Origin of the sequence: Vibrio sp. B172a (assembly GCF_030248355.1) — a bacterium.
Taxonomy (GTDB): domain Bacteria; phylum Pseudomonadota; class Gammaproteobacteria; order Enterobacterales; family Vibrionaceae; genus Vibrio; species Vibrio owensii.
In genome coordinates, this window is the sequence record NZ_JAHGAC010000022.1 from 48,472 (window position 1) to 72,113 (window position 23,642).

At 49.3% G+C, this 23,642-nt stretch carries 2 protein-coding genes; both read left to right on the forward strand.

Going from position 1 to position 23,642, the window contains the following annotated elements:
• Nucleotides 1-704: 704 nt before the first annotated feature.
• A complete protein-coding gene (locus tag KIT90_RS18990) occupies nucleotides 705-23,060 on the forward strand; it encodes a tandem-95 repeat protein (protein WP_373417703.1) in 22,356 nt (7,451 codons plus the stop codon).
• A 167-nt stretch (nucleotides 23,061-23,227) separates the two neighbouring features.
• The gene (locus tag KIT90_RS18995) at nucleotides 23,228-23,581 is read left to right on the forward strand and encodes a hypothetical protein (protein WP_005375589.1); all 354 of its coding nucleotides are present in this window, start codon (nucleotides 23,228-23,230) and stop codon (nucleotides 23,579-23,581) included.
• Nucleotides 23,582-23,642: the final 61 nt, after the last annotated feature.

Sequence of the window (23,642 nt, forward strand, 5' to 3'; positions counted from 1 at the left end):
CAGAATGGTGTCCTTTACTGCCTCTAAACACGATCAGTTAGCTAATGGCAACGGAGGCTGTAATGGCAGGTGACAACAACCAAAATAACCAAAACAAAGACCTAAATGACGCGGTAGAACAAACGGAAACCAATGACGCGGGTACGCCCTCCCAGCAGCAGAATCAGCAAAATCAACAGAATACGATTGCTTCGACCGTAGCGACGGGGGCTGAAAATACCGATGCAGCAGACGAAGCCAATCAGGCGATGGAAGACAACCCAAGTGGTGCCGGAGCAGAGGAAGAAGCCTCTGCGTCCGGTGGTGCGGTACAAGAAGACTCGCCAGAGAGTAGCGGTGGTTCGGATGCCGCTCAATCGAACGTGGTAGACAGCGTGGCATCAGATGGTGGGTCTGGTGAAGAAGCGTCTGGCAGCGGCGGTGCGGCTTCCGGTGCGGGTGCACAAGCTGTTGGTGGCGGTGATGCCTCTGGCTCTGAAGGTGGTTCGGACGCAGAAGGCAATGAGGCACAAGGACAAGCTGTACAAACTTCGGCTGCGCCAAGTGCCTCTTCATCCGATTCTGAAGGTTCACAAGGTGGTGATAACCTAGATTCAGAAACCACAGAAGAAACCTTTGCGGTGGACGTTCAAGACACCAGTGAAGAGACCACGACGCAAGTAGAAGATGATTTCGACTCTGAAACCACGAGCGAAACGTTCCAAATTAAAGTCGAAGGTGAAAACGATGCGCCAGAGGTAGAACAAGATCTGGCTTACATCATGGATGAAGACGGCACGATTACCTTCACGCAAGAACAATTACTCGAATACGCAAGTGATGTTGATGGCGACGACCTTGTTGCGTCTAACGTCCAAGTAGGTGCGAATGCATCGGTTCAAGACAATGGTGACGGCACGTTCACCGTGGTTCCGGACGCTGATTTCAATGGTGAACTCGACTTAACGTTTGATATCAGTGATGGTCAAGAAACCGTTTCAAGCTCTATCGATTTAACCGTTCGTCCAATCAATGACGCACCAGTGCCTGAAGATAAAACCTTTGAGGTGGAAGAGGACGGAACTCTGATCTTCACCGATGCTGACCTGCTTGCTGGCGCAACGGATATTGAAGGCGACAACCTAACAGTTGAAGGCGTGAGCTACGATGGTGGCGACGGCATCCTGACCGACAACGGCAATGGGACTTACACTTTTGCGCCAAATGAAAACTTCAACGGCGATGTGAACTTCAGCTTTGATGTGTCCGACGGCACAGATACGGTTTCTGCCAACATTGATGTCAGTGTTACGCCTGTCGATGACGCACCAGTATCTGGCAATCTTGCTTACTCGGTGGATGAAGATGGCTCGATTCGTTTGAGCCAAGAGCAGTTGTTGTCGCAAGCTTCTGATGTGGAAGGCGACGCACTGACGGCATCAAATCTTTCGGTAGATGGCAATGCGACGGTGACTCAAAATGACGATGGTAGCTTCACCATCACGCCGGACGCAGATTTTAATGGTGATATCGACATCAGCTTCGATATCTCAGATGGCACGAACACCGTTCAAGCAACCGCTGATCTAACCGTTAACCCAATTAACGATTTGCCGGTTCCTCAAGACCAGCAGTTCAGCGTGGAAGAAGATGGCACGCTGATCTTTACGGACGCTGACCTGCTTACTGGCGCAACGGATATTGAAGGCGATAACCTAACGGTTGAGGGCGTAAGCTACGACGGTGGTGACGGCATCCTGACCGACAACGGTAATGGGACTTACACTTTTGCACCAAATGAAAACTTCAATGGTGATGTGAACTTCAGCTTTGATGTATCCGATGGCACAGATACGGTTTCTGCCAACATTGATGTAAGCGTCACACCAGTCGATGATGCGCCAGTGTCTGGCAATCTTGCTTACTCGGTGGACGAAGATGGCTCGATTCGTTTGAGCCAAGAGCAGTTGTTGTCGCAAGCTTCCGATGTGGAAGGCGATGCACTGACGGCTTCTAACCTTTCGGTAGATGGCAACGCGACGGTGACTCAAAATGACGATGGTAGCTTCACCATCACGCCGGACGCAGATTTCAACGGTGATATCGACATCAGCTTCGATATCTCAGATGGCACGAACACCGTGCAAGCAACCGCTGACCTAACCGTTAATCCAATCAACGATCTGCCTGTGCCTCAAGACCAACAATTCAGTGTGGAAGAGGACGGCACACTGCAATTTACTGATGCGGATCTGCTTGCAGGTGCTACCGACATTGAAGGCGATGACCTTTCTGTAACGGGAATCAGCTATGAAGGCACCGACGGCGTTCTAACTGACAATGGCGATGGCACGTATAGCTTTGCGCCAAATGAGAACTTCAATGGCGATGTAAACTTCAGCTTCGACGTATCTGATGGCACAGATACGGTTTCAGCGAATGTAGATGTGAGCGTCACGCCGGTGAATGATCCTCCGGTCGCTGGTTCAACGTCTTACACAGTTCACGAAGACAACTCTATTACCATTTCTGACGCGCAACTGTTGGCAAACTCTTCGGATTTAGAAGGGGATGTCTCGATTGATAGCGTGAGCTACTCTGGCAGCGATGGTGTGTTGCAAATCAATGGTGACGGTACGTACACCTTCTCTCCAAATGAAAACTTTAATGGTGAAGTGACGCTTGATGTCGTCGTCGCTGATGATGAAGGCGCAACGGATGCCACCACCGCTGGTATTACGGTGCTGGAAGTGAACGATCCACCAGTCGCTGGACCAACTTCTTACACTATTGATGAAGATTCAGTTCTGACGTTTAGTGAGTCGCAAGTGCTGTTGAATGCCTCTGATGTGGAAGGTGATGTAGAGCTTGTTGGCATTAGTTACGATGGTCCGGATGGCATTTTCACCGTTAACGATGATGGCACGTGCAGCTTCGCGCCAAACGAGAACTTTAACGGGCAAGTTCAACTTGATGTGACCATTCGAGATGAAGATGGAGCAGAAGTTGATACCGTCATCAATGTGAATGTATTGCCAATCAATGATGCGCCAGTATCGGGTGATTTGGCTTACAGCGTTGATGAAGACGGTGCGATTACACTCAGTCAAGAGCAGCTTCTTTCTCAAGCGTCTGATATTGAGGGCGATGACCTGACTGCTAGCGATTTGACTGTCGATGGAAACGCAACCGTTACAGCGAACGATGATGGCAGCTTCACGATTACACCAGATGCGGACTTTAATGGTGACATTGATATCCAATTCAACATTACGGACGGTACAGACACTATCCAAGCAAAGGCGGATCTAACGGTTAATCCGGTTAACGATCTTCCTGTTCCTCAAGACCAGCAGTTCAGTGTTGAAGAAGATGGCACGCTTCAGTTTACCGATGCAGACTTGCTTGCCGGCGCGACCGACATCGATGGCGATAACTTAACGGTTGATGGCATTAGCTACACAGGCAGCGATGGTGTGCTAACTGACCACGGTGATGGTACTTACACCTTTGCACCAAACGAAAACTTCAACGGTGATGTCAGCTTTAGCTTTGGTGTTTCTGACGGTACTGAAACCGTACCTGCAAATGTGGACGTGAGCGTCACTCCAGTGAACGATCCTCCGGTTGCGGGTTCAACGTCTTACACGGTTGATGAAGATAATGCGATTACGATTTCCGACGAGCAGCTTCTGGCTAACTCTTCGGATGTGGAAGGCGCGGTGTCCATCGATAGCGTGACCTATTCAGGCACCGATGGCGTATTCCAAGACAACGGTGACGGTACTTACACCTTCATGCCGAATGAGAACTTCAGTGGTGATATCAGCCTTGATGTGATTGTGGCGGATGAGCAAGGTGCGATTGACGAAACGACCGCAGGCATTACTGTCATTGAAGTGAATGACCCTCCAGTTGCCGGTCCAACGTCTTACACGGTTGACGAAGATTCAGTACTGACATTTAGTGAGTCACAAATTCTTGCCAACGCATCTGATATCGAGGGTGATGTAGAGCTTGTTGGCATCAGCTATGAAGGCTCGGATGGTATCTTTACCGTCAATGGCGATGGTACTTGTAGCTTTGCGCCAAACGAGAACTTCAATGGTCAAGTTCAGTTGGATGTGACCATTCAAGATGAGAATGGGGCAACCGTTGATACGCACATCAATGTCGACGTATTGCCAATCAACGATCCACCAGTATCGGGTGATTTGGCTTACACCATCAACGAAGACAGCTCAATTACGCTAAGCCAAGAGCAGTTGCTTGCCAAAGCGGGCGATATTGATAGCGAGAACCTTGAAGCCATCAATCTATCGACAGATGACAACGCGACAATTCAATACAACGATGATGGCAGTTACACCATCACACCGGATGAAAACTACAACGGCGATCTAGACCTGACCTTCGATATCATTGATAACGATGGTGGCTCGGTACAAGTTGGTCTGGATATTACGGTTAATCCTGTGAATGACTTGCCACAAGCGCAAGATCAACAGTTCACGGTAGAAGAAGATGGCACCTTGCTGTTCACGGATGCAGACCTATTGGAAGGCGCATCGGATATTGATGGCGATGATCTGTCTATCGAAAACGTACTCTACACAGGTGCGGATGGTGTGCTTACCGACAATGGCGATGGCACATACAGCTTCGCGCCGAATGAAAACTTCAACGGTGATGTTCAGTTCACATTCGATGTGTCTGACGGCACAGGTTCAACACCAGCATTCATTGATGTCAGCGTGACACCAGTGAACGATCCACCGGTTGCAGGTTCAACGTCGTACACGGTTCAAGAAGACGGTCAAGTCACCATTAGTGACGAGCAGTTGTTAGCCAACTCTTCTGATGTGGAAGGCGATGTAGCCTTGGCGAATGTTAGCTACTCCGGTAACGACGGTAGCTTCGTGGACAATGGCGACGGCACATATACCTTTACGCCAAATGAGAACTTTGACGGTAACATTTCGCTCGACGTTACGGTCATCGACCAAGATGGTGCAACAGATACGACAACCGCAGGCATCGATGTTATCGCGGTGAACGACGCACCTGAAACGTCAGGCATTCAAGCTGAAGTGGATGAAGATAACGCCATCACCATCACGCAAGAACAATTGCTTGCGAATGCGACAGACATTGAAGGTGATGACCTTGTTGCTAGCAATCTACAAACCAATGACCCAGATGCGACGATCGTAGCCAACGACGATGGTTCGTTCACCATTACGCATACGGAAAACTTTAACGGTGAGTTGGACTTCACTTATAACATCAGCGATGGCGAAAATGATGTTCTTACCACGCTGGATCTGACCGTTAATCCTGTCAACGATGCGCCAGAAGCGGGCGACGAGATCTTTATTCAAGCGGAAGAAGACCAAACAGTGGGTGTTTCTCTGCGTGAAGAGCCTGCGTTACGTCTCGATCAAGCCCCTGAAAACGGCATCATTGAAGCCAATCTAAATGACGAATGGGTACAGCTAGAAGTCGGGCAGGAGGTGCCTGCAGATACGGAAGTGCGCTTCATTCCAAACGATGACGCATTGGCAAACGGTACACATACGAGTCAAATTGGTACCTTTGATGACAATGCGAGCCTTGATGATTGGGGTACGGCTGTTGACCCTTACACACGTGAGTTTGTCGATGGCGATTTGAAAGTTACTGTTCAAAGTAATGATGACCCACTCGGTGCGTGGAATGGTAAAACACACATCGGTCACGGTATTGGCGATACTGACCGCCAAGGCTTGAGTGGTGATGAAAAACTGACTGTGACCGTTGAAGGTCAAGACATCAACGAAATCAGCTTCCACCTAGATGGTCTAGGCGGCTGGTTTATGGAAGAGTCTCGCCACTTTACCGAAGTCGAAATTCGTGCATTCAACTCCGATGGTGACTTGATCGACTCGATGACTTACCACAAAGAAGATCGTGGTAGCTATGAGACGGATTACACCCTAACGGTGAACGAGCCAGTGTCTTACTTTGAGCTAGGAACAATTCAAGGTAACGGTACTTACGTGGTTCAAAACATGACGGTATCGCAAACTTGTCATGATGAAGCGGTGTTCACATCTATTGGCGTGGACGGCACGGAAATCACGGAGACGGTAGAACTGAATATCCGAGAAGGTGACAGTGAAATCGAACTGACCGCTGACTTGCCAAATGTGACCATCGATACCGAAGGTTCTACGCAGTTTGCCTCTGTGGTAATTACAGAAGAGCAGCTTTTAGCGCAAGCGAGTGATATCGATAGTGATGTCCTTGATATTCAAAACCTAGAGCTGGTGGGGGATAACGCGGAGCACGCTACGTTAACCGACAACGGCGATGGTACATGGACAGTCACACCGGATGAGAACTTCTATGGTGAGATTGAGCTTGGTTACCAAGTTACGGATGGTGAGCTAACCGACGACAACATCATCAACATCAACTTCGAAGCAGTAAACGATGCGCCAATCGTTTCTGGTCCGATTGTGTTGTCGACTGATGAGGATGTGGGCATTACGTTTAGCGCGGACGATCTGCTTGCGAATGCAAGTGATGTGGAAGGCGATGCGCTGTCTATCTCTGATATCTCTTACAGCGGTGATAACGGTGAGCTTGTCGACAATGGCGACGGCACTTACACCTTTATGCCGAATGAAAACTTCAATGGTGAAGTCGACATCGATTACAAAGTCTTTGATGGCACCGATGAAGTCGATACCCATCTAGATCTGACCGTTATTCCAGTCAACGATGTGCCAGTTCCTGGTGCGCCGCTGCATACTCAAATGCTAGAAAACGGCACCATCATCATCGAAGCAAAAGACCTGTTATCAGGTGCGACTGATGTGGATGGCGACATTCTGCATATCGAGAATCTGCTGCTTGTTGACCAGTCACAAGGTACGTTGACAGACAACGGCGACAACACCTTTACCTTCGAGCCAACTTCGAACTTCTACGGTGAAGTGAACTTGACCTTCGACATCAGCGATGGTCAAGCAAGTGCACCAAGCACTGCGAAGATCGATGTTGAGATCGTCAACGAAGGTCCAGAGGTCAGCGGTCCTGTTGATGCGGTCGTCGATGAAGATGGCTCAATTACCATCACTCAAGAAGACTTGTTGGCGAACGCGACGGACGTGGATGGTGACAACCTTGAAGCGGTGAACCTGTCGACCAACGATCCTAATGCAACCATCGTTGAGAACGCTGATGGTAGCTTCACGATTACACCGAGCGAAAACTTCTTTGGTGAAATCGAATTTACTTATGACGTAACTGACGCGATCGAAACCGTCGCCGCGGATCTAAACCTCACCGTTAACCCAGTGAACGACCTGCCAGATGTGCCTGATTTGTCCTTCACCACAGAAGACGGCGAAGCTATCACGATTACTGAAGCAGAGCTGCTGGCTCAAGCAACGGACATCGAAGGCGATGACTTATCTGTTGTGAACGTGACGAGCTTAAGCGATACGGTTCAAGTAACAGACAATGGCGATGGCACTTACACGTTAACGCCAGAGCAAGGCTTCTTTGGTAATGTTGACCTCACGTTTGATGTGAGCGATGGCACCGATGTGGTGGCGGCAAACATCGACTTGAAAGTTGAGTTCGTCAACGATGCACCAGAAGCAGCGCCAATCGTGGCAGACGTGGACGAGGATGGCTCTATCCTCGTGACACAAGAAATGCTGCTTGAAAACGCCAGCGATCAAGATGGTGATGACCTATACGCAACGGCACTAGAAACCAATGATCCGAATGCCTCTATCGTGGACAACGGCGACGGCACCTTTACCGTTACGCCTTCACAGCACTTCAACGGAGACATCGAGTTTACTTATGAAGTGAGCGACGGTGAATTGAGTGTTCCCAATGAAATGACATTGACGGTGAACCCAGTCAATGACATTCCAATTGTTGCGCCTGGCATGTACCACATTGAAGAGGATGGTAGCATCCTGTTCACGCAAGAAGATCTTCTAAGTGGCGCGATTGATATTGATGGTGATGACCTCACTGTTACCAGCATTAACTACTCGGGTGATGAAGGTACTGTAACGGACAACGGCGACGGTACATTTAGCTTCGTTCCAGAAGAGCACTTCAGTGGTGACTTGCAGTTCAGCTTTACGGTTTCTGACGGTACAGATGAAGTTGAGCAGGACATTAATGTCCACATCGAAGCCGTGGCAGATGCGCCAGACCTAGTCATCACTGATGGCGACGGTCGAAACGTGGATGACCAAGCGATCTTGGTTGAGCCAGGCGGTATTGTTGAAGTGAACATCGCCGCAGCATTGGTTGACCAAGACTTGTCAGAAACGCTGACTGTGACCGTGGATGGTGTTCCAGAAGGTTCGGTGATCAGCTACGACAACGAAGGGGTACTTAACGATCAAGACAACGGTATCACCAGTTTCAACGATACTGAAATCACGGTTACGTTTGAAGGTGAAACCGCGGGTTACCAAAACACAGCGGGTTACTACAAAGTCGATGAAGATGGCAACATCACTGGCGTTGAAGTGGTGTACGAAAACGCTTCTCAAGTTGGCGGTGGCGGTGACCTCGTACCGGGACAAGATCAGTTCAGCTTCCAAATCTCGGAAGGGGAAAGCTTCAACCTATTCTTGATTCCTAACGGTCATAACTTCAATGACTTTGCATCCATGCAAGATGGTCAGTACGAGTTCCGTGCAGCAGATGGCTCTCCTGCGAACATGGATACAGTTGACCCGCAACTCGTGTTTGTTGGCTCTGATGGTTCTGAAACCGTGATTCAAAGTCAATTCGGTGATGCAGTCTTCCATGGTGGTTCAAGCTCAGAGCTCAACCAAGATGGTATTGAACATACCCGAACTACTGTGAACGAAGACGGTGAACTGGTTTACGGCTTTGAAGACCTCTACGGTGGCGGCGATGCCGATTACACCGACTTCAACTTCACCATTGATGTCGGTGAAGTGAACAGCCAGATCTACAGCGGTGAAGTGACAGTCGGTCCAGATGGTTCTGTAACGCTTCCAACCACAGCAATTGAACAAGAGCTACAGATTCAATTGCCAGAAGACTTTAACCAACAGCTAGAAATCAATGTAACGGCAACGGCAACAGAGCTATCAAATAATGATTCTGAAACCGTTTCTCAAACCATCTACGTCAATGCAACAGGTGCCCACATTGAACATGCGCCTGAAGCATTGCCTGTTTCAGCGATGGTTGAAGAAGATGGTTCAATTCTAATTACGCAAGAAGATTTACTCGCTAATGCGCGTGACTTGGATGGAGACCAACTGACAGCGCTGAATTTGGCTACGGATGATGAAAACATCACCATCACAGACAATGGCGACGGTACTTACACCTTAACGCCAGATGCGGACTTTAATGGTGATATTACCTTTACGTTCGATGTGTCTGACGGCGATGATGTTGTCTCAACCAACCTTGAGTTATTGGTGTCACCAGTTAACGATACGCCTGAACCACAAGATCAAGCGTTCACCGTTGGTGAAGATGGTGTGCTGACCTTTACCGATGCGGACCTGCTAACAGGTGCTACCGACATTGAAGGGGATGATCTATCTGTTGAGGGCGTCACTTACACAGGCGCAGACGGTGTTCTTACTGACAATGGTGATGGCACCTACAGCTTCGCACCAAACGAGAACTTCAATGGCGACGTGAACTTCACTTTCGATGTTTCCGATGGCACGGATACCGTGACGGCAAATATCGATGTAACAGTGACGCCAGAGAACGATCCACCGGTTGCAGGCAGCACGGCTTACACCGTTCATGAAGACAATTCGATTACCATCAGTGACGAACAGCTATTAGCGAACTCATCGGATATTGAAGGCGATGTGTTGATTGATAGCGTGAGCTACAGCGGTAACGATGGTGTGTTAGAAATCAACGGTGATGGTACTTACACCTTCTCACCAAACGAGAACTTCAGCGGCGAGGTGAGCTTAGATGTTGTCGTTGTCGATGAAGAGGGTGCAACGGATTCTACCACTGCTGGCATTACTGTGATTGAGGTTAATGACCCACCAATCGCAGGTCCTACTGCATACACTATCGATGAAGACCAAGTTCTGACCTTTAGTGAGTCGCAAGTGCTACTGAATGCTTCGGATGTTGAAGGGGATGTCGAGCTAGTAGGCATCAGCTACGACGGTCCAGATGGCATCTTCTCAGTAAATGGCGATGGTACTTGTAGCTTTGCACCGAATGAAAACTTCAACGGTCAAGTGCAGTTGGATGTAACCATTCGCGATGAAGACGGCGCAGAGGTCGATACTTACATCACGGTCGATGTCTTACCAATCAATGATGCACCAGTATCAGGTAACTTGGCTTACAGCGTCGACGAAGACAACTCAATCACGCTAAGCCAAGAGCAGCTTCTTGCTCAAGCATCGGATGTAGAAGGTGATGCGCTGAGTGCGTCTAACCTAGTGGTTGACGGTGATGCAACGGTTACGGCAAACGACGATGGTAGCTTCACTATCACGCCAGATGCGAACTTCAATGGCGACATTGACATCACGTTCGATATCAACGACGGCAGCGACACTATTGTTGCAACGGCGGACCTAACGGTTAACCCAGTTAATGACTTACCGCAGCCAGAAGATCAAGCGTTCACCATTGGTGAAGATGGCGTGTTGACCTTCACTGATCAAGACCTGCTTGATGGTGCAACGGACATTGATGGCGATGACTTATCTGTTGAAGGCGTCACTTACACAGGTGCGGACGGTGTCCTAACTGACAATGGTGATGGCACATACAGCTTCGCTCCAAACGAAAACTTCAATGGCGACGTGAACTTCACCTTCGATGTTTCTGATGGCACGGATACTGTGACCGCGAATATCGATGTGACAGTCACTCCAGAGAACGATCCACCGGTGGCAGGCAGCACCTCTTACACAGTGCATGAAGACAATTCGATCACCATCAGTGACGAGCAGTTATTGGCAAATTCATCAGACGTCGAAGGAGATGTCGCGATTGATAGCGTCAGCTACAGCGGCACAGATGGTGTGTTCCAAGACAATGGTGACGGTACGTACACCTTCTCGCCAAACGAGAACTTCAATGGCGAAGTGAGCCTTGATGTTGTCGTGGTAGATGAAGATGGTGCGACGGATTCAACTACCGCAGGTATTACAGTACTTGAGGTGAACGATCCACCAATTGCAGGTGCGACTAGCTACTCAGTGAACGAAGACGAAGTTATCACCATTAGCTCTGAACAGCTGTTGGCGAACGCTTCTGACGTTGAAGGTGAAGTTGCGATTGATAGCGTGAGCTACAGCGGTTCCGACGGTATCTTTACCGATAACGGTGACGGTACATTCAGCTTCGCACCAAACGCAAACTTCGATGGCGATGTGAGCCTAGATGTTGTGGTTGTTGATGAAGACGGTGCAACTGCGTCAACTAATGCAAACATCGATGTATTGCCAATAAACGATGCGCCAGTATCGGGCAACTTGGCTTACAGTGTCGATGAAGACAATTCAATTACGCTTAGCCAAGAGCAGCTTCTTGCTCAAGCATCGGATGTAGAAGGGGACGCGCTAACCGCGACTAACCTAGTGGTTGACGGTGATGCAACGGTTACGGCAAACGACGATGGCAGCTTCACCATCACGCCTGATGCGAACTTCAATGGTGACATTGATATCACGTTTGATATCAGTGATGGTTCTGACACCTTGGTCGCAACAGCAGATCTAACGGTTAATCCAGTTAACGACCTACCACAACCAGAAGATCAAGCGTTCACCATTGGCGAAGATGGCGTCTTGCTGTTCACTGATGAAGATCTGCTTGATGGCGCAACAGATATCGATGGCGATGACCTATCGGTTGAAGGTGTGTCTTACACAGGTGCTGACGGTGTCCTAACTGACAATGGTGATGGCACTTACAGCTTCGCTCCAAACGAAAACTTCAATGGCGATGTGAACTTTACCTTCGATGTTTCTGATGGCACGGATACCGTGACCGCAAATATCGATGTAAGTGTTACGCCAGAGAACGATCCACCGGTGGCAGGTAGCACGTCTTACACCGTGCATGAAGATAACTCAATCACCATCAGTGATGAGCAGTTACTAGCGAACTCGTCAGATATTGAAGGCGATGTTTCGGTTGATAGCGTGAGCTACAGCGGCGCAGATGGCGTGTTCCAAGACAATGGTGATGGTACTTACACCTTCTCGCCAAACGAGAACTTCAATGGTGAAGTCAGCCTAGATGTTGTTGTGGTAGACGAAGACGGTGCAACGGATTCCACCACCGCGGGTATTACAGTACTTGAGGTAAACGATCCACCAATTGCCGGCGCGACTAGCTACTCAGTCAACGAAGACGAAGTCATCATCATCAGCTCTGAGCAGCTATTGGCGAATGCTTCTGACGTTGAAGGTGACGTCGCGATTGATAGCGTTAGCTACAGCGGCTCTGACGGTATCTTTACTGACAACGGCGACGGTACATTCAGCTTCGCACCAAACGAAAACTTCAACGGTGATGTCAGCCTAGATGTTGTCGTGACCGATGAAGATGGTGCAACGGTAGCAACCAATGCAAACATTGATGTATTGCCAGTCAATGATGCTCCAGTATCAGGTGATTTGGCTTACAGCGTGGATGAAGATGGTTCTATCACTCTCAGCCAAGAGCAGCTTCTTGCTCAAGCCGGCGACGTGGATGGCGATGACCTAACCGCATCCAACCTGACTGTTGACGGCAATGCGACCGTTGTTGCGAACGACGATGGCAGCTTCACTATCACACCGGATGCGGACTTCAATGGCGACATTGATCTGAGCTTCGACATTACGGACGGTGATGCAACCATTCAAGCGACTGCCGATCTGACTGTGAACCCAGTAAACGACTTGCCAACGGTTGGTCAGCCACAGTTCGTCACGCAAGAAGACACCAGCTTCACCTTTACCGAAGAGCAATTGCTGCAAAATGCAGGTGATATCGATGGTGATAACCTAACCGTAGAAAACGTTGCTTCTGACAGCGGTACTTTGGTTGATAACGGTGACGGCACGTACACCTTCGCACCGAATGAAAACTTCGACGGCAACGTGAACGTAACGTTTGATGTCAACGATGGCACTGCAACCGTACCAGCAGAAGCGAACATTGATGTTCAATCTGTGGTTGATATGCCAGAGTTGTCGATTGCTTCGGACTTGGTAATTGCCTCTGATAACTTCGAGTCTGGTTCGAACGGTTGGAACGCGAACACTGAAAGCTCTCAAGGCTTCGAAACGGGCGATATGCTGGGTCGTATTGGTGGCACTGGCGGTGATGAAGCGGTCAGCAAAACCTACGAGATCCCAAGCGATGTCAATGAAGTGAATATCTCATTTAGCTTCTACGAAATCGATTCATGGGATGGCGAGTCGTTCCAAATCTTTGTCGGCGGTGAACAGCTAACCACCTTGGAAAACTCCGCGTTCCGTACTCAAGATGGCACGACAACGCTTTACGACTCAGATGGTAATGAAGTGGGTGAAGTGATCCACGGAGCTTCTCAACGTGAAGGCTTCAGTGGCTGGAATGACCAAGCTCACCAAATCAATCTGACGGTTCCTGTCGAGGATGGCGAACTGCAACTTGGCTTCGGTTCAACCTTGAATCAGTCAACTTGGGATGAATCGTTTGGTATCGACAACATCGAAATCACGGTAGCAGACGCGGATTATCAAATCATTGGTACCGAAGATACGCCAGTGCCGCTTGATATCGATGCGGCGTTAACCGATACCGATGGCTCAGAAAACCTCGCTATCTTGATTGAAGATGTGCCAGAAGGCAGCTCGCTATCAGCGGGTGTTGATAACGGGGACGGCACTTGGTCACTACAACCAGGTGAGCTAGAAGGACTAGAGTTTATCCCTTCTGCGGACTTCAATGGCGATGTGACGCTAACCGTGAATGCAACCTCTACGGATGTAGATACCGGAACCACGGCGACAGCGACGCAAGATGTGACGATTCATATCTCGCCAACCAATGATGCACCAGAAGTGACGGGTGATATCACGGCGGTAACTGCCGAAGACAACAGCATTACGCTGACTCAAGAGCAGTTACTTGAGCATGCCGTTGATATCGATGGTGACGACCTAAGCGCAATCAACCTGAGCACCAATGATGAAAATGCAACGGTTGAAATGAACGAGGATGGCAGCTTCACCATTACTCCAAGCGAGAACTTCTACGGTGATATCGAATTCACCTACGATGTGACTGACGGGGAAGAAGTGGTCGCGGCTGGTCTCGACCTAACGGTAACGCCAGTCAATGACGCACCAGAGCCACAAGATCAAGCGTTCACCGTGGGTGAGGACGGTCTTCTTACCTTTACAGATGCAGACCTATTAACAGGCGCGACGGATGTAGAAGGTGACAACCTAACAGTTGAAGGTGTGACTTACACTGGCACGGACGGTGTCCTAACCGACAATGGCGATGGCACGTACAGCTTCGCGCCGAACGAGAACTTCAATGGCGATGTGAACTTTACGTTCGATGTGTCAGACGGTACGGATACGACCTCTGCCAACATTGATGTGAGTGTGACGCCAGAGAACGATCCACCAGTTGCGGGCAGCACGTCTTACACGGTACATGAAGACAACTCGATCACCATCAGTGATGAGCAACTACTGGCTAATTCGTCTGATATCGAGGGTGATGTTGCGATCAGTAGCGTGAGTTACAGTGGCAACGACGGTGTGCTAGAAATTAATGGCGATGGTACTTACACCTTCTCACCAAACGAAAACTTTACAGGCGATGTTAGCCTAGATGTTGTCGTGGTTGACGAGGACGGCGCGGTTGATACAACAACAGCGGGTATTACCGTTCTTGAGGTGAATGATCCACCAATCGCAGGCACAACCAGTTACACCATTGATGAAGATGAAGTTATCACCATCAGTGCAGAACAGTTGTTGGCAAACTCTTCCGATATTGAAGGTGAGGTAGCACTAGATAGCGTGAGCTACAGTGGCAGCGAAGGTATCTTTACCGACAATGGTGATGGTACGTTCAGTTTTGCACCAAACCAAAACTTCAATGGTGAAGTGAATCTTGATGTTGTAGTCGTGGACGAAGATGGTGCGACCGCTTCGACGACGGCAAACATTGATGTTCTGCCAATCAATGATGCTCCAGTATCGGGTGACTTGGCTTACAGCGTCGATGAAGACAACTCAATCACGCTAAGCCAAGAACAATTGTTGGCACAAGCAACGGATGTAGAAGGTGATGCACTAACCGCTTCTAACCTAGTGGTTGACGGTGATGCGACGGTTACGGCTAATGACGATGGTAGCTTTACCATTACGCCTGACGCGAACTTCAATGGCGACATTGATATCACGTTCGATATCAACGATGGCAGCGATACTATCGTTGCAACGGCGGACCTAACGGTTAACCCAGTTAATGACTTGCCGCAGCCAGAAGACCAAGCGTTCACCATTGGTGAAGATGGCGTGTTGACCTTCACTGATCAAGACCTGCTTGATGGTGCAACCGATATCGATGGCGATGACCTATCGGTAGAAGGTGTCACATACACTGGCGCGGACGGTGTCCTAACTGACAATGGCGATGGCACATACAGCTTCGCTCCAAACGAAAACTTCAATGGCGACGTAAACTTTACCTTCGATGTTTCTGATGGCACGGACACCGTGACCGCGAATATCGATGTGAGTGTGACGCCAGAGAACGATCCACCGGTTGCGGGCAGCACGTCTTACACAGTGCATGAAGACAACTCGATCACCATCAGTGATGAACAGTTACTAGCGAACTCATCGGATATTGAAGGTGATGTATCGATTGATAGCGTGAGCTACAGCGGTAACGATGGTGTGCTAGAAATCAACGGAGATGGCACGTACACCTTCTCGCCAAACGAGAACTTCAATGGCGAAGTGAGCCTAGATGTTGTTGTAATCGACGAAGATGGCGCGACGGATTCAACTACCGCAGGTATCACGGTACTTGAGGTGAACGATCCGCCAATCGCAGGTCCAACGGCGTACACCATCGATGAAGACCAAGTTCTAACGTTCAGTGAATCACAAGTGCTTCTGAATGCTTCGGATGTCGAAGGGGATGTTGAGCTTGTAAGCATCAGCTACGACGGTCCAGATGGCATCTTCTCAGTAAATGGCGATGGCACTTGTAGCTTCGCACCGAATGAGAACTTCAATGGTCAAGTTTCGTTGGACGTGACTATTCGTGATGAAGATGGCGCAGAAGTCGACACCTATATCACTGTGGATGTATTGCCAATCAACGACGCACCAGTATCGGGTAACTTGGCTTACAACGTAGATGAAGATAACACCATTACATTGAGCCAAGAGCAATTGTTGTCTCAAGCGAGCGATGTGGACGGCGATGACCTTGTTGCTGAAAACTTGCTTGTAGATGGTAATGCGACAGTGACTGCTAACGACGATGGCAGCTTCACCATCACACCAGATGCGAACTTCAATGGTGACATTGATATCACGTTTGATATTAGTGATGGTTCTGACACCTTGGTCGCGACGGCAGATCTGACGGTTAATCCAATTAACGACCTACCACAACCAGAAGATCAAGCGTTCACCATTGGCGAAGATGGCGTCTTGTTGTTCACTGATGAAGATCTGCTTGATGGCGCAACGGATATCGATGGCGATGACCTATCGGTAGAAGGTGTGACCTACACAGGTGCTGATGGTGTCCTAACCGACAATGGTGACGGCACTTACAGCTTCGCGCCAAACGAGAACTTCAATGGCGACGTGAACTTTACCTTCGATGTTTCCGATGGCACGGATACCGTGACCGCAAATATTGATGTAAGCGTGACGCCAGAGAACGATCCACCGGTGGCAGGTAGCACGTCTTACACGGTGCATGAAGACAACTCAATTACCATCAGCGATGAGCAATTACTAGCGAACTCATCGGATATTGAAGGCGATGTTTCGGTTGATAGCGTGAGTTACAGTGGCGCAGATGGCGTGTTCCAAGACAATGGTGACGGTACTTACACCTTCTCGCCAAACGAGAACTTCAATGGCGAGGTCAGCCTAGACGTTGTAGTTGTCGATGAAGAGGGTGCAACGGATTCAACCACCGCGGGTATTACAGTACTTGAGGTAAACGATCCACCAATTGCCGGCGCAACTAGCTACTCAGTCAACGAAGACGAAGTGATCACCATTAGCTCTGAGCAGTTATTGGCGAATGCTTCTGATGTTGAAGGTGATGTCGCGATTGACAGCGTAAGTTACAGCGGCTCCGATGGTATCTTTACCGATAACGGCGACGGTACATTCAGCTTCGCACCAAACGAAAACTTCAACGGTGATGTCAGCCTAGATGTTGTCGTGACCGATGAAGATGGTGCAACGGTAGCAACCAATGCAAACATTGATGTATTGCCAGTCAACGATGCTCCAGTATCAGGTGATTTGGCTTACAGCGTGGATGAAGATGGTTCTATCACTCTCAGCCAAGAGCAACTTCTTGCTCAAGCCGGCGACGTGGATGGCGATGACCTAACCGCATCCAACCTGACAGTTGATGGCAATGCGACCGTTGTTGCGAACGATGACGGCAGCTTCACAATCACCCCGGATGCAGACTTCAATGGCGACATTGATCTGAGCTTCAACATTACGGACGGCGATGCCACCATTCAAGCCACTGCCGATCTGACTGTGAATCCAGTAAACGACCTACCAACGGTTGGTCAGCCACAGTTCGTCACGCAAGAAGACACCAGCTTCACCTTTACCGAAGAGCAACTGCTGCAAAATGCAGGTGATATCGATGGTGATAACCTAACGGTTGAAAATGTTGCTTCTGACAGCGGTACTTTGGTTGATAACGGTGACGGCACGTACACCTTCGCTCCGAATGAAAACTTCGACGGCAACGTGAACGTAACGTTTGATGTCAACGATGGCACCGCAACCGTGCCAGCAGAAGCGAACATTGATGTTCAATCTGTGGTCGATATGCCAGAGCTGTCGATTGCTTCAGACTTGGTGATTGCATCTGATAACTTCGAGTCTGGCTCGAACGGTTGGAACGCGAACACTGAAAGTTCACAAGGCTTCGAAACGGGCGACATGCTGGGTCGTATTGGTGGCACTGGCGGTGATGAAGCGGTCAGCAAAACCTACGAGATCCCAAGCGATGTCAATGAAGTGAATATATCGTTTAGCTTCTACGAAATTGATTCTTGGGATGGCGAGTCGTTCCAAATCTTTGTCGGCGGTGAACAGCTAACCACCTTGGAAAACTCCGCGTTCCGTACTCAAGATGGTACGACAACGCTTTACGACTCTGACGGTAACGAAGTAGGTGAAGTGATCCACGGAGCCTCTCAACGTGAAGGCTTCAGTGGTTGGAACGACCAAGCTCACCAAATCAATCTGACGGTTCCTGTCGAGGATGGTGAATTGCAACTTGGCTTCGGTTCAACCTTGAATCAAGACGTTTGGGATGAGTCGTTTGGTATCGACAACATCGAAATCACGGTAGCGGACGCGGATTACCAAATCATTGGTACCGAAGATACGCCAGTGCCGCTTGATATCGATGCCGCGTTAACAGATACCGATGGTTCAGAAAACCTCGCTATCTTGATTGAAGATGTGCCAGAAGGCAGCTCGCTATCAGCAGGTGTTGATAATGGCGACGGCACTTGGTCACTACAACCAGGCGAGCTAGAAGGACTAGAGTTTATCCCTTCTGCGGACTTCAACGGAGATGTGACGCTAACCGTGAACGCAACCTCTACAGATGTGGATACAGGTACAACGGCGACAGCGACGCAAGATGTGACGATTCATATCTCGCCAACCAATGATGCACCAGAAGTGACGGGTGATATCACTGCAGTCACTGCCGAAGACAACAGCATCACGCTGACTCAAGAGCAGTTACTTGAGCATGCCGTTGATATCGATGGTGACGACCTAAGCGCAATCAACCTGAGCACCAATGATGAAAATGCAACGGTTGAAATGAACGAGGATGGCAGCTTCACCATTACTCCGAGCGAGAACTTCTACGGTGACATCGAGTTTAGTTACGATGTCACGGATGGCGAAGAAGTGGTTGCGGCTGGTCTCGACTTAACAGTAACACCAGTCAATGATGCGCCAGAGCCACAAGATCAAGCGTTCACCGTGGGTGAGGACGGTCTTCTTACCTTCACCGATGCTGACCTATTAACAGGCGCGACGGATGTAGAAGGTGACAACCTAACAGTTGAAGGCGTGACCTACACAGGTGCGGACGGTGTCCTAACCGACAATGGCGATGGCACTTACAGCTTTGCACCGAACGAGAACTTCAACGGTGACGTGAACTTCACGTTTGATGTATCAGACGGTACGGATACAACCTCTGCCAACATTGATGTGAGTGTGACGCCGGAGAACGATCCACCTGTGGCGGGCAGCACGTCTTACACCGTACATGAAGACAACTCGATCACCATCAGTGACGAGCAACTACTGGCTAATTCGTCGGATATTGAAGGCGACGTAGACATCAGTAGTGTGACTTACAGTGGCAACGATGGCGTCTTCCAAGACAATGGCGATGGTACGTACACCTTCTCTCCAAACGAGAACTTCAATGGCGAGGTTAGCCTAGACGTTGTAGTTGTCGATGAAGAGGGTGCGACAGACTCAACCACTGCGGGTATTACCGTTCTTGAGGTGAACGATCCACCAATCGCAGGTGCGACAAGTTACTCTGTCAATGAAGACGAAGTCATTATCTTCACGGAAGAGCAACTGCTAGCGCAATCAAGCGATGTGGAAGGTGACGTGAGCCTAGAAAGCGTCTCTTACAGTGGTAGCGATGGCATTCTAACGGCGAATGACGATGGCACTTATAGCTTCGCGCCAAATGAAAACTTCAATGGTGGCGTAAGCCTAGACGTAGTAGTGGCTGATGAAGACGGTGCAACTGCGACAACCAACGCGAACATCGATGTATTGCCAGTCAACGATGCTCCGGTATCTGGCGACTTGGCTTACAGTGTCGATGAAGACGGTTCAATCACATTGAGTCAAGAGCAGTTACTGGCTCAAGCGGGTGACGTCGACAGCGATAATCTAGAAGCGGTGAACTTAACCGCGGTAGCCAATGCGACCGTTGTTGAGAACCAAGATGGTAGCTTCACGATTACGCCTGATGCGAACTTCAATGGCGATATCGACCTAAGTTTCGACTTGATTGATAACGATGGTGCGAGCGTGGAAGTGGGCGTCGACCTAACGGTGAACCCAATTAACGATGCGCCGCAATCAACGCCAGTGAATATTGCTGGCACCGAAGATACCACCATTCTTATTACGCAGGACATGTTGCTTGCTAACGCGACAGACATCGACAACACCTACGATGAACTGTCTGCTGTCGACCTAGTGATTGATGAGCAATACGGTGACTTGCTAGACAACGGCGATGGCACTTGGTCATTCACTCCAGCTGAGAACTTCAACGGCGATGTGCCAATGTCGTTCGGCGTCAGCGATGGTGATTTAGTGACGCCGGTTGAAGGCAATCTAAACATCGAAGCGGTTAATGATGCACCAGAAGCGCCAACCATCCAGATGCAAGGCGAAGAAGATGTGGTCATGGTGATTGACCCAGCTTACATCGCTGATCAAGTTACGGATCTTGATGGTGACGAAATCAGCGTAGAAAGCATCACGGTTCGTGCGCCTGCAAACGCGACATTAACCCAGCAACCAGATGGTATGTACCACTTGGTAACCACTCAAGACTTCAATGGTTTGGTGGAACTGGGCTACACCGCGACGGATGGTGAAGAAGTGGTTGAAGGCTCGTTGAATGTGGATGTTATTCCAGTCAACGATGCTCCATTCAATGTGGGTAATGCCTTTATGGCAACCGACGAGGATGGCGCATTCACCTTCGACGCGGGCGACCTGATGAACTTGTTCGGCGATATCGACACTGAAAACCTAGTCGTATCACGCATTATCACCGCAGAAGGTGAAGATGGTGGTGAGGTAACAGACAACGGTGACGGTACTTGGACATTCACACCGACTGGCGATTTTGCAGGGGTTTCTGACTTGCAAGTTGTGGTAAGTGACGGTGAGTTTGAGACGGTACTTGACGTACCAGTGTTTGTTCGCCCTGTTGCCGATGGCGCAGTCATCACAACCGACCATGATGGTCCGTTAGTGTTCGGTGAGGACGAAACAGGTCACCTAGGCTTGAATGTCGGTCTAATCGACGATTCAGAAACGCTAAGTAACCTAGTGATGACTGGTTTCCCTGTTGGCTTCGAAGTTACGGATGGTGTGAACACCATTACCATCACGGAGCCGGGTCAATACATCGACTTGAACGAGTGGGATATTTCAGACCTGCAAATGACGCCTCCGGCTGACTTTAATGGCGAGTTCTTCGTAACCGTGACCGCAACCACGGTGGATTACGGTGACGAGCCAGAAGAGTTCGAAGATGGCATCGATTCAGGTGACTTCGAAACCCTAGCGGGTGAACCCGTTATCCTAACCGCTGATGACCTAATCGGATTGGCAGAAAACGTAGACGCTGACGCGGGTGATGAAGTGAAATTCGTTCACCTAGCTGACCGCAGCCAAGGTGAGATTGTCGATAACGGTGATGGCACATGGACATTCAATCCAGCACCAGGCTTTACTGGTGAAGCGGATATCGCATACGTGATTGATAAAGACGGTGTGCTTCATGATGAGCAAACAGGTGTGGTCGTGAAAGAAGAAGCGCCACAAGAGAATGCTTCTCCAGAAATCGACAGCATTTCTACCACAGAAATGGCAGCGGATGGCACCTTGTCGTTCACCAATGACGACATGCTATCGACCTTGAGCGATGCAGAAGGCGACAGCTTGAGCATTGAGTCAGTGAGCCTAATGGAAGGTCAAGGTGTGATAGAGACCGATAACCAAGGTAACTACCAATTCACACCAGCAGAAGGCTACACCGGAGATGTTCAAGTTGGCTTCATTGCAACTGACGGTGAAAACCGCATTGAGAGCTTCTTCAATGTCGACATCCAAGGTGAAGGTGAAACCACAACCAGCGAAGGCTACGCACTGGCTGATGATGGTTCACTAACACTAACGGAAGCGCAGTTGATTGATGAGCTTGGCATTAGCCCTTCTGCAGAAGTGTTGGATGTCGCCGATGCAAACGATGCTGGTTTCTTTGCGAAATCAGGTGATGAAGAGTGGACATACTGGCCGAACGATGACTTCGATGGCAATTTGGCTATGGATGTTCAGGTCAACGACAACGGTGAAGTATCGACTCAGAATCTGAGCATCCAAGTTGCGGACGACTCAGCGCAAAGCGACGAGCCACAAATCCAAACTGCTCAAGCATCATCAGAGCAGCAAGTCGGCGAAGCGCAACAGCCTGAAGAGCAAGCAGCAAACGGTGCAGACAGTGAAGAGGAGAGCGCAGCTGATGTGACTGCAGCACCAGGCGATACCATTTCTATCTCGGTTCCAGATGAGGTCAGTGGTAACGAATCGGTGGATTATGCAGAAATGTCCGGTCTACCTGATGGTGCATCAGTAAGCAACGCACTGGATAATGGCGATGGTAGCTTCACATTAAGTGGCAACCTGAACCAACCAGTATCGGTTGACCTACCAGAAGGTTACGAAGGTACGAGCGAAATCCAATTCCAAGGTTACGATGAATTGGGCAGCGCAGTAGAAGGTGCGAGTGGCACAGTTGAAGTTGAAGTCGATGATCAATACACCATGCAAGGTTCTGCTCAAGATCAGCAACCAGACATGGCGGGTATGGAATCTGGCGGCAGCGACTGGACAAGTGCGGGAGGTCAAGATCAAGGTGTTGACTTCACGGATGACTCTGGCAGCTTCGACTCGGATACTCAAACGGGTACTGACCAAGGCAACGATTTCGATCAAAGCTCAATGTAACCAGTCCTAGACAAGGGCAGTGTCATTGCTGCCCGAACCAAAGCCATGCAGAGCCTACTTTGCATGGCTTTTTTGTTGGGCTTCTTTCTATGAGCTGTAGAAAAAAACTTGGAAATTGAAAAAAGTATTCTTAGCTAGTTAAAGAGTGAGTTACAAGGAGGAGCGACATGTACCGTTATGTCAGTTCGCCAAAAGCATCGAAGTACATAGTGCCACCACCACAGCATCGTGAGTTGTCGAGTATCGATGTGCCGGAGTCGGAACTAGAGATGCGTGAAATTCTGAACAATTGGTTTGCAGATGGATTGGCGCCCATCATTCAGAATGAAGACAATTACATCTCTGCTAATGAGCAACAGCGCTTTGAGCAGCTCAGCCGTACGGTGGGCGTGCTACTGCGTAATAAAGATTACTACTTTGCCACCAAGCGGATTCTTTCATTGTGGGAGCAAGACTGCTTAGAAACGACTTACGTTAATTATCTGATTTTACGTAGTGAGCGCATACCATACTTCGAATAAGTCCCATTTCTTGGCTTGAAATAGTGGTTTACATGGTTTTCTTAGTAACTTTTGATACCTG

Excerpts from the sequence above, each read along its gene's own strand:
- KIT90_RS18995 (WP_005375589.1), top strand. The coding sequence starts at position 23,228 with ATGTACCGTTATGTCAGTTCGCCAAAAGCATCGAAGTACATAGTGCCA.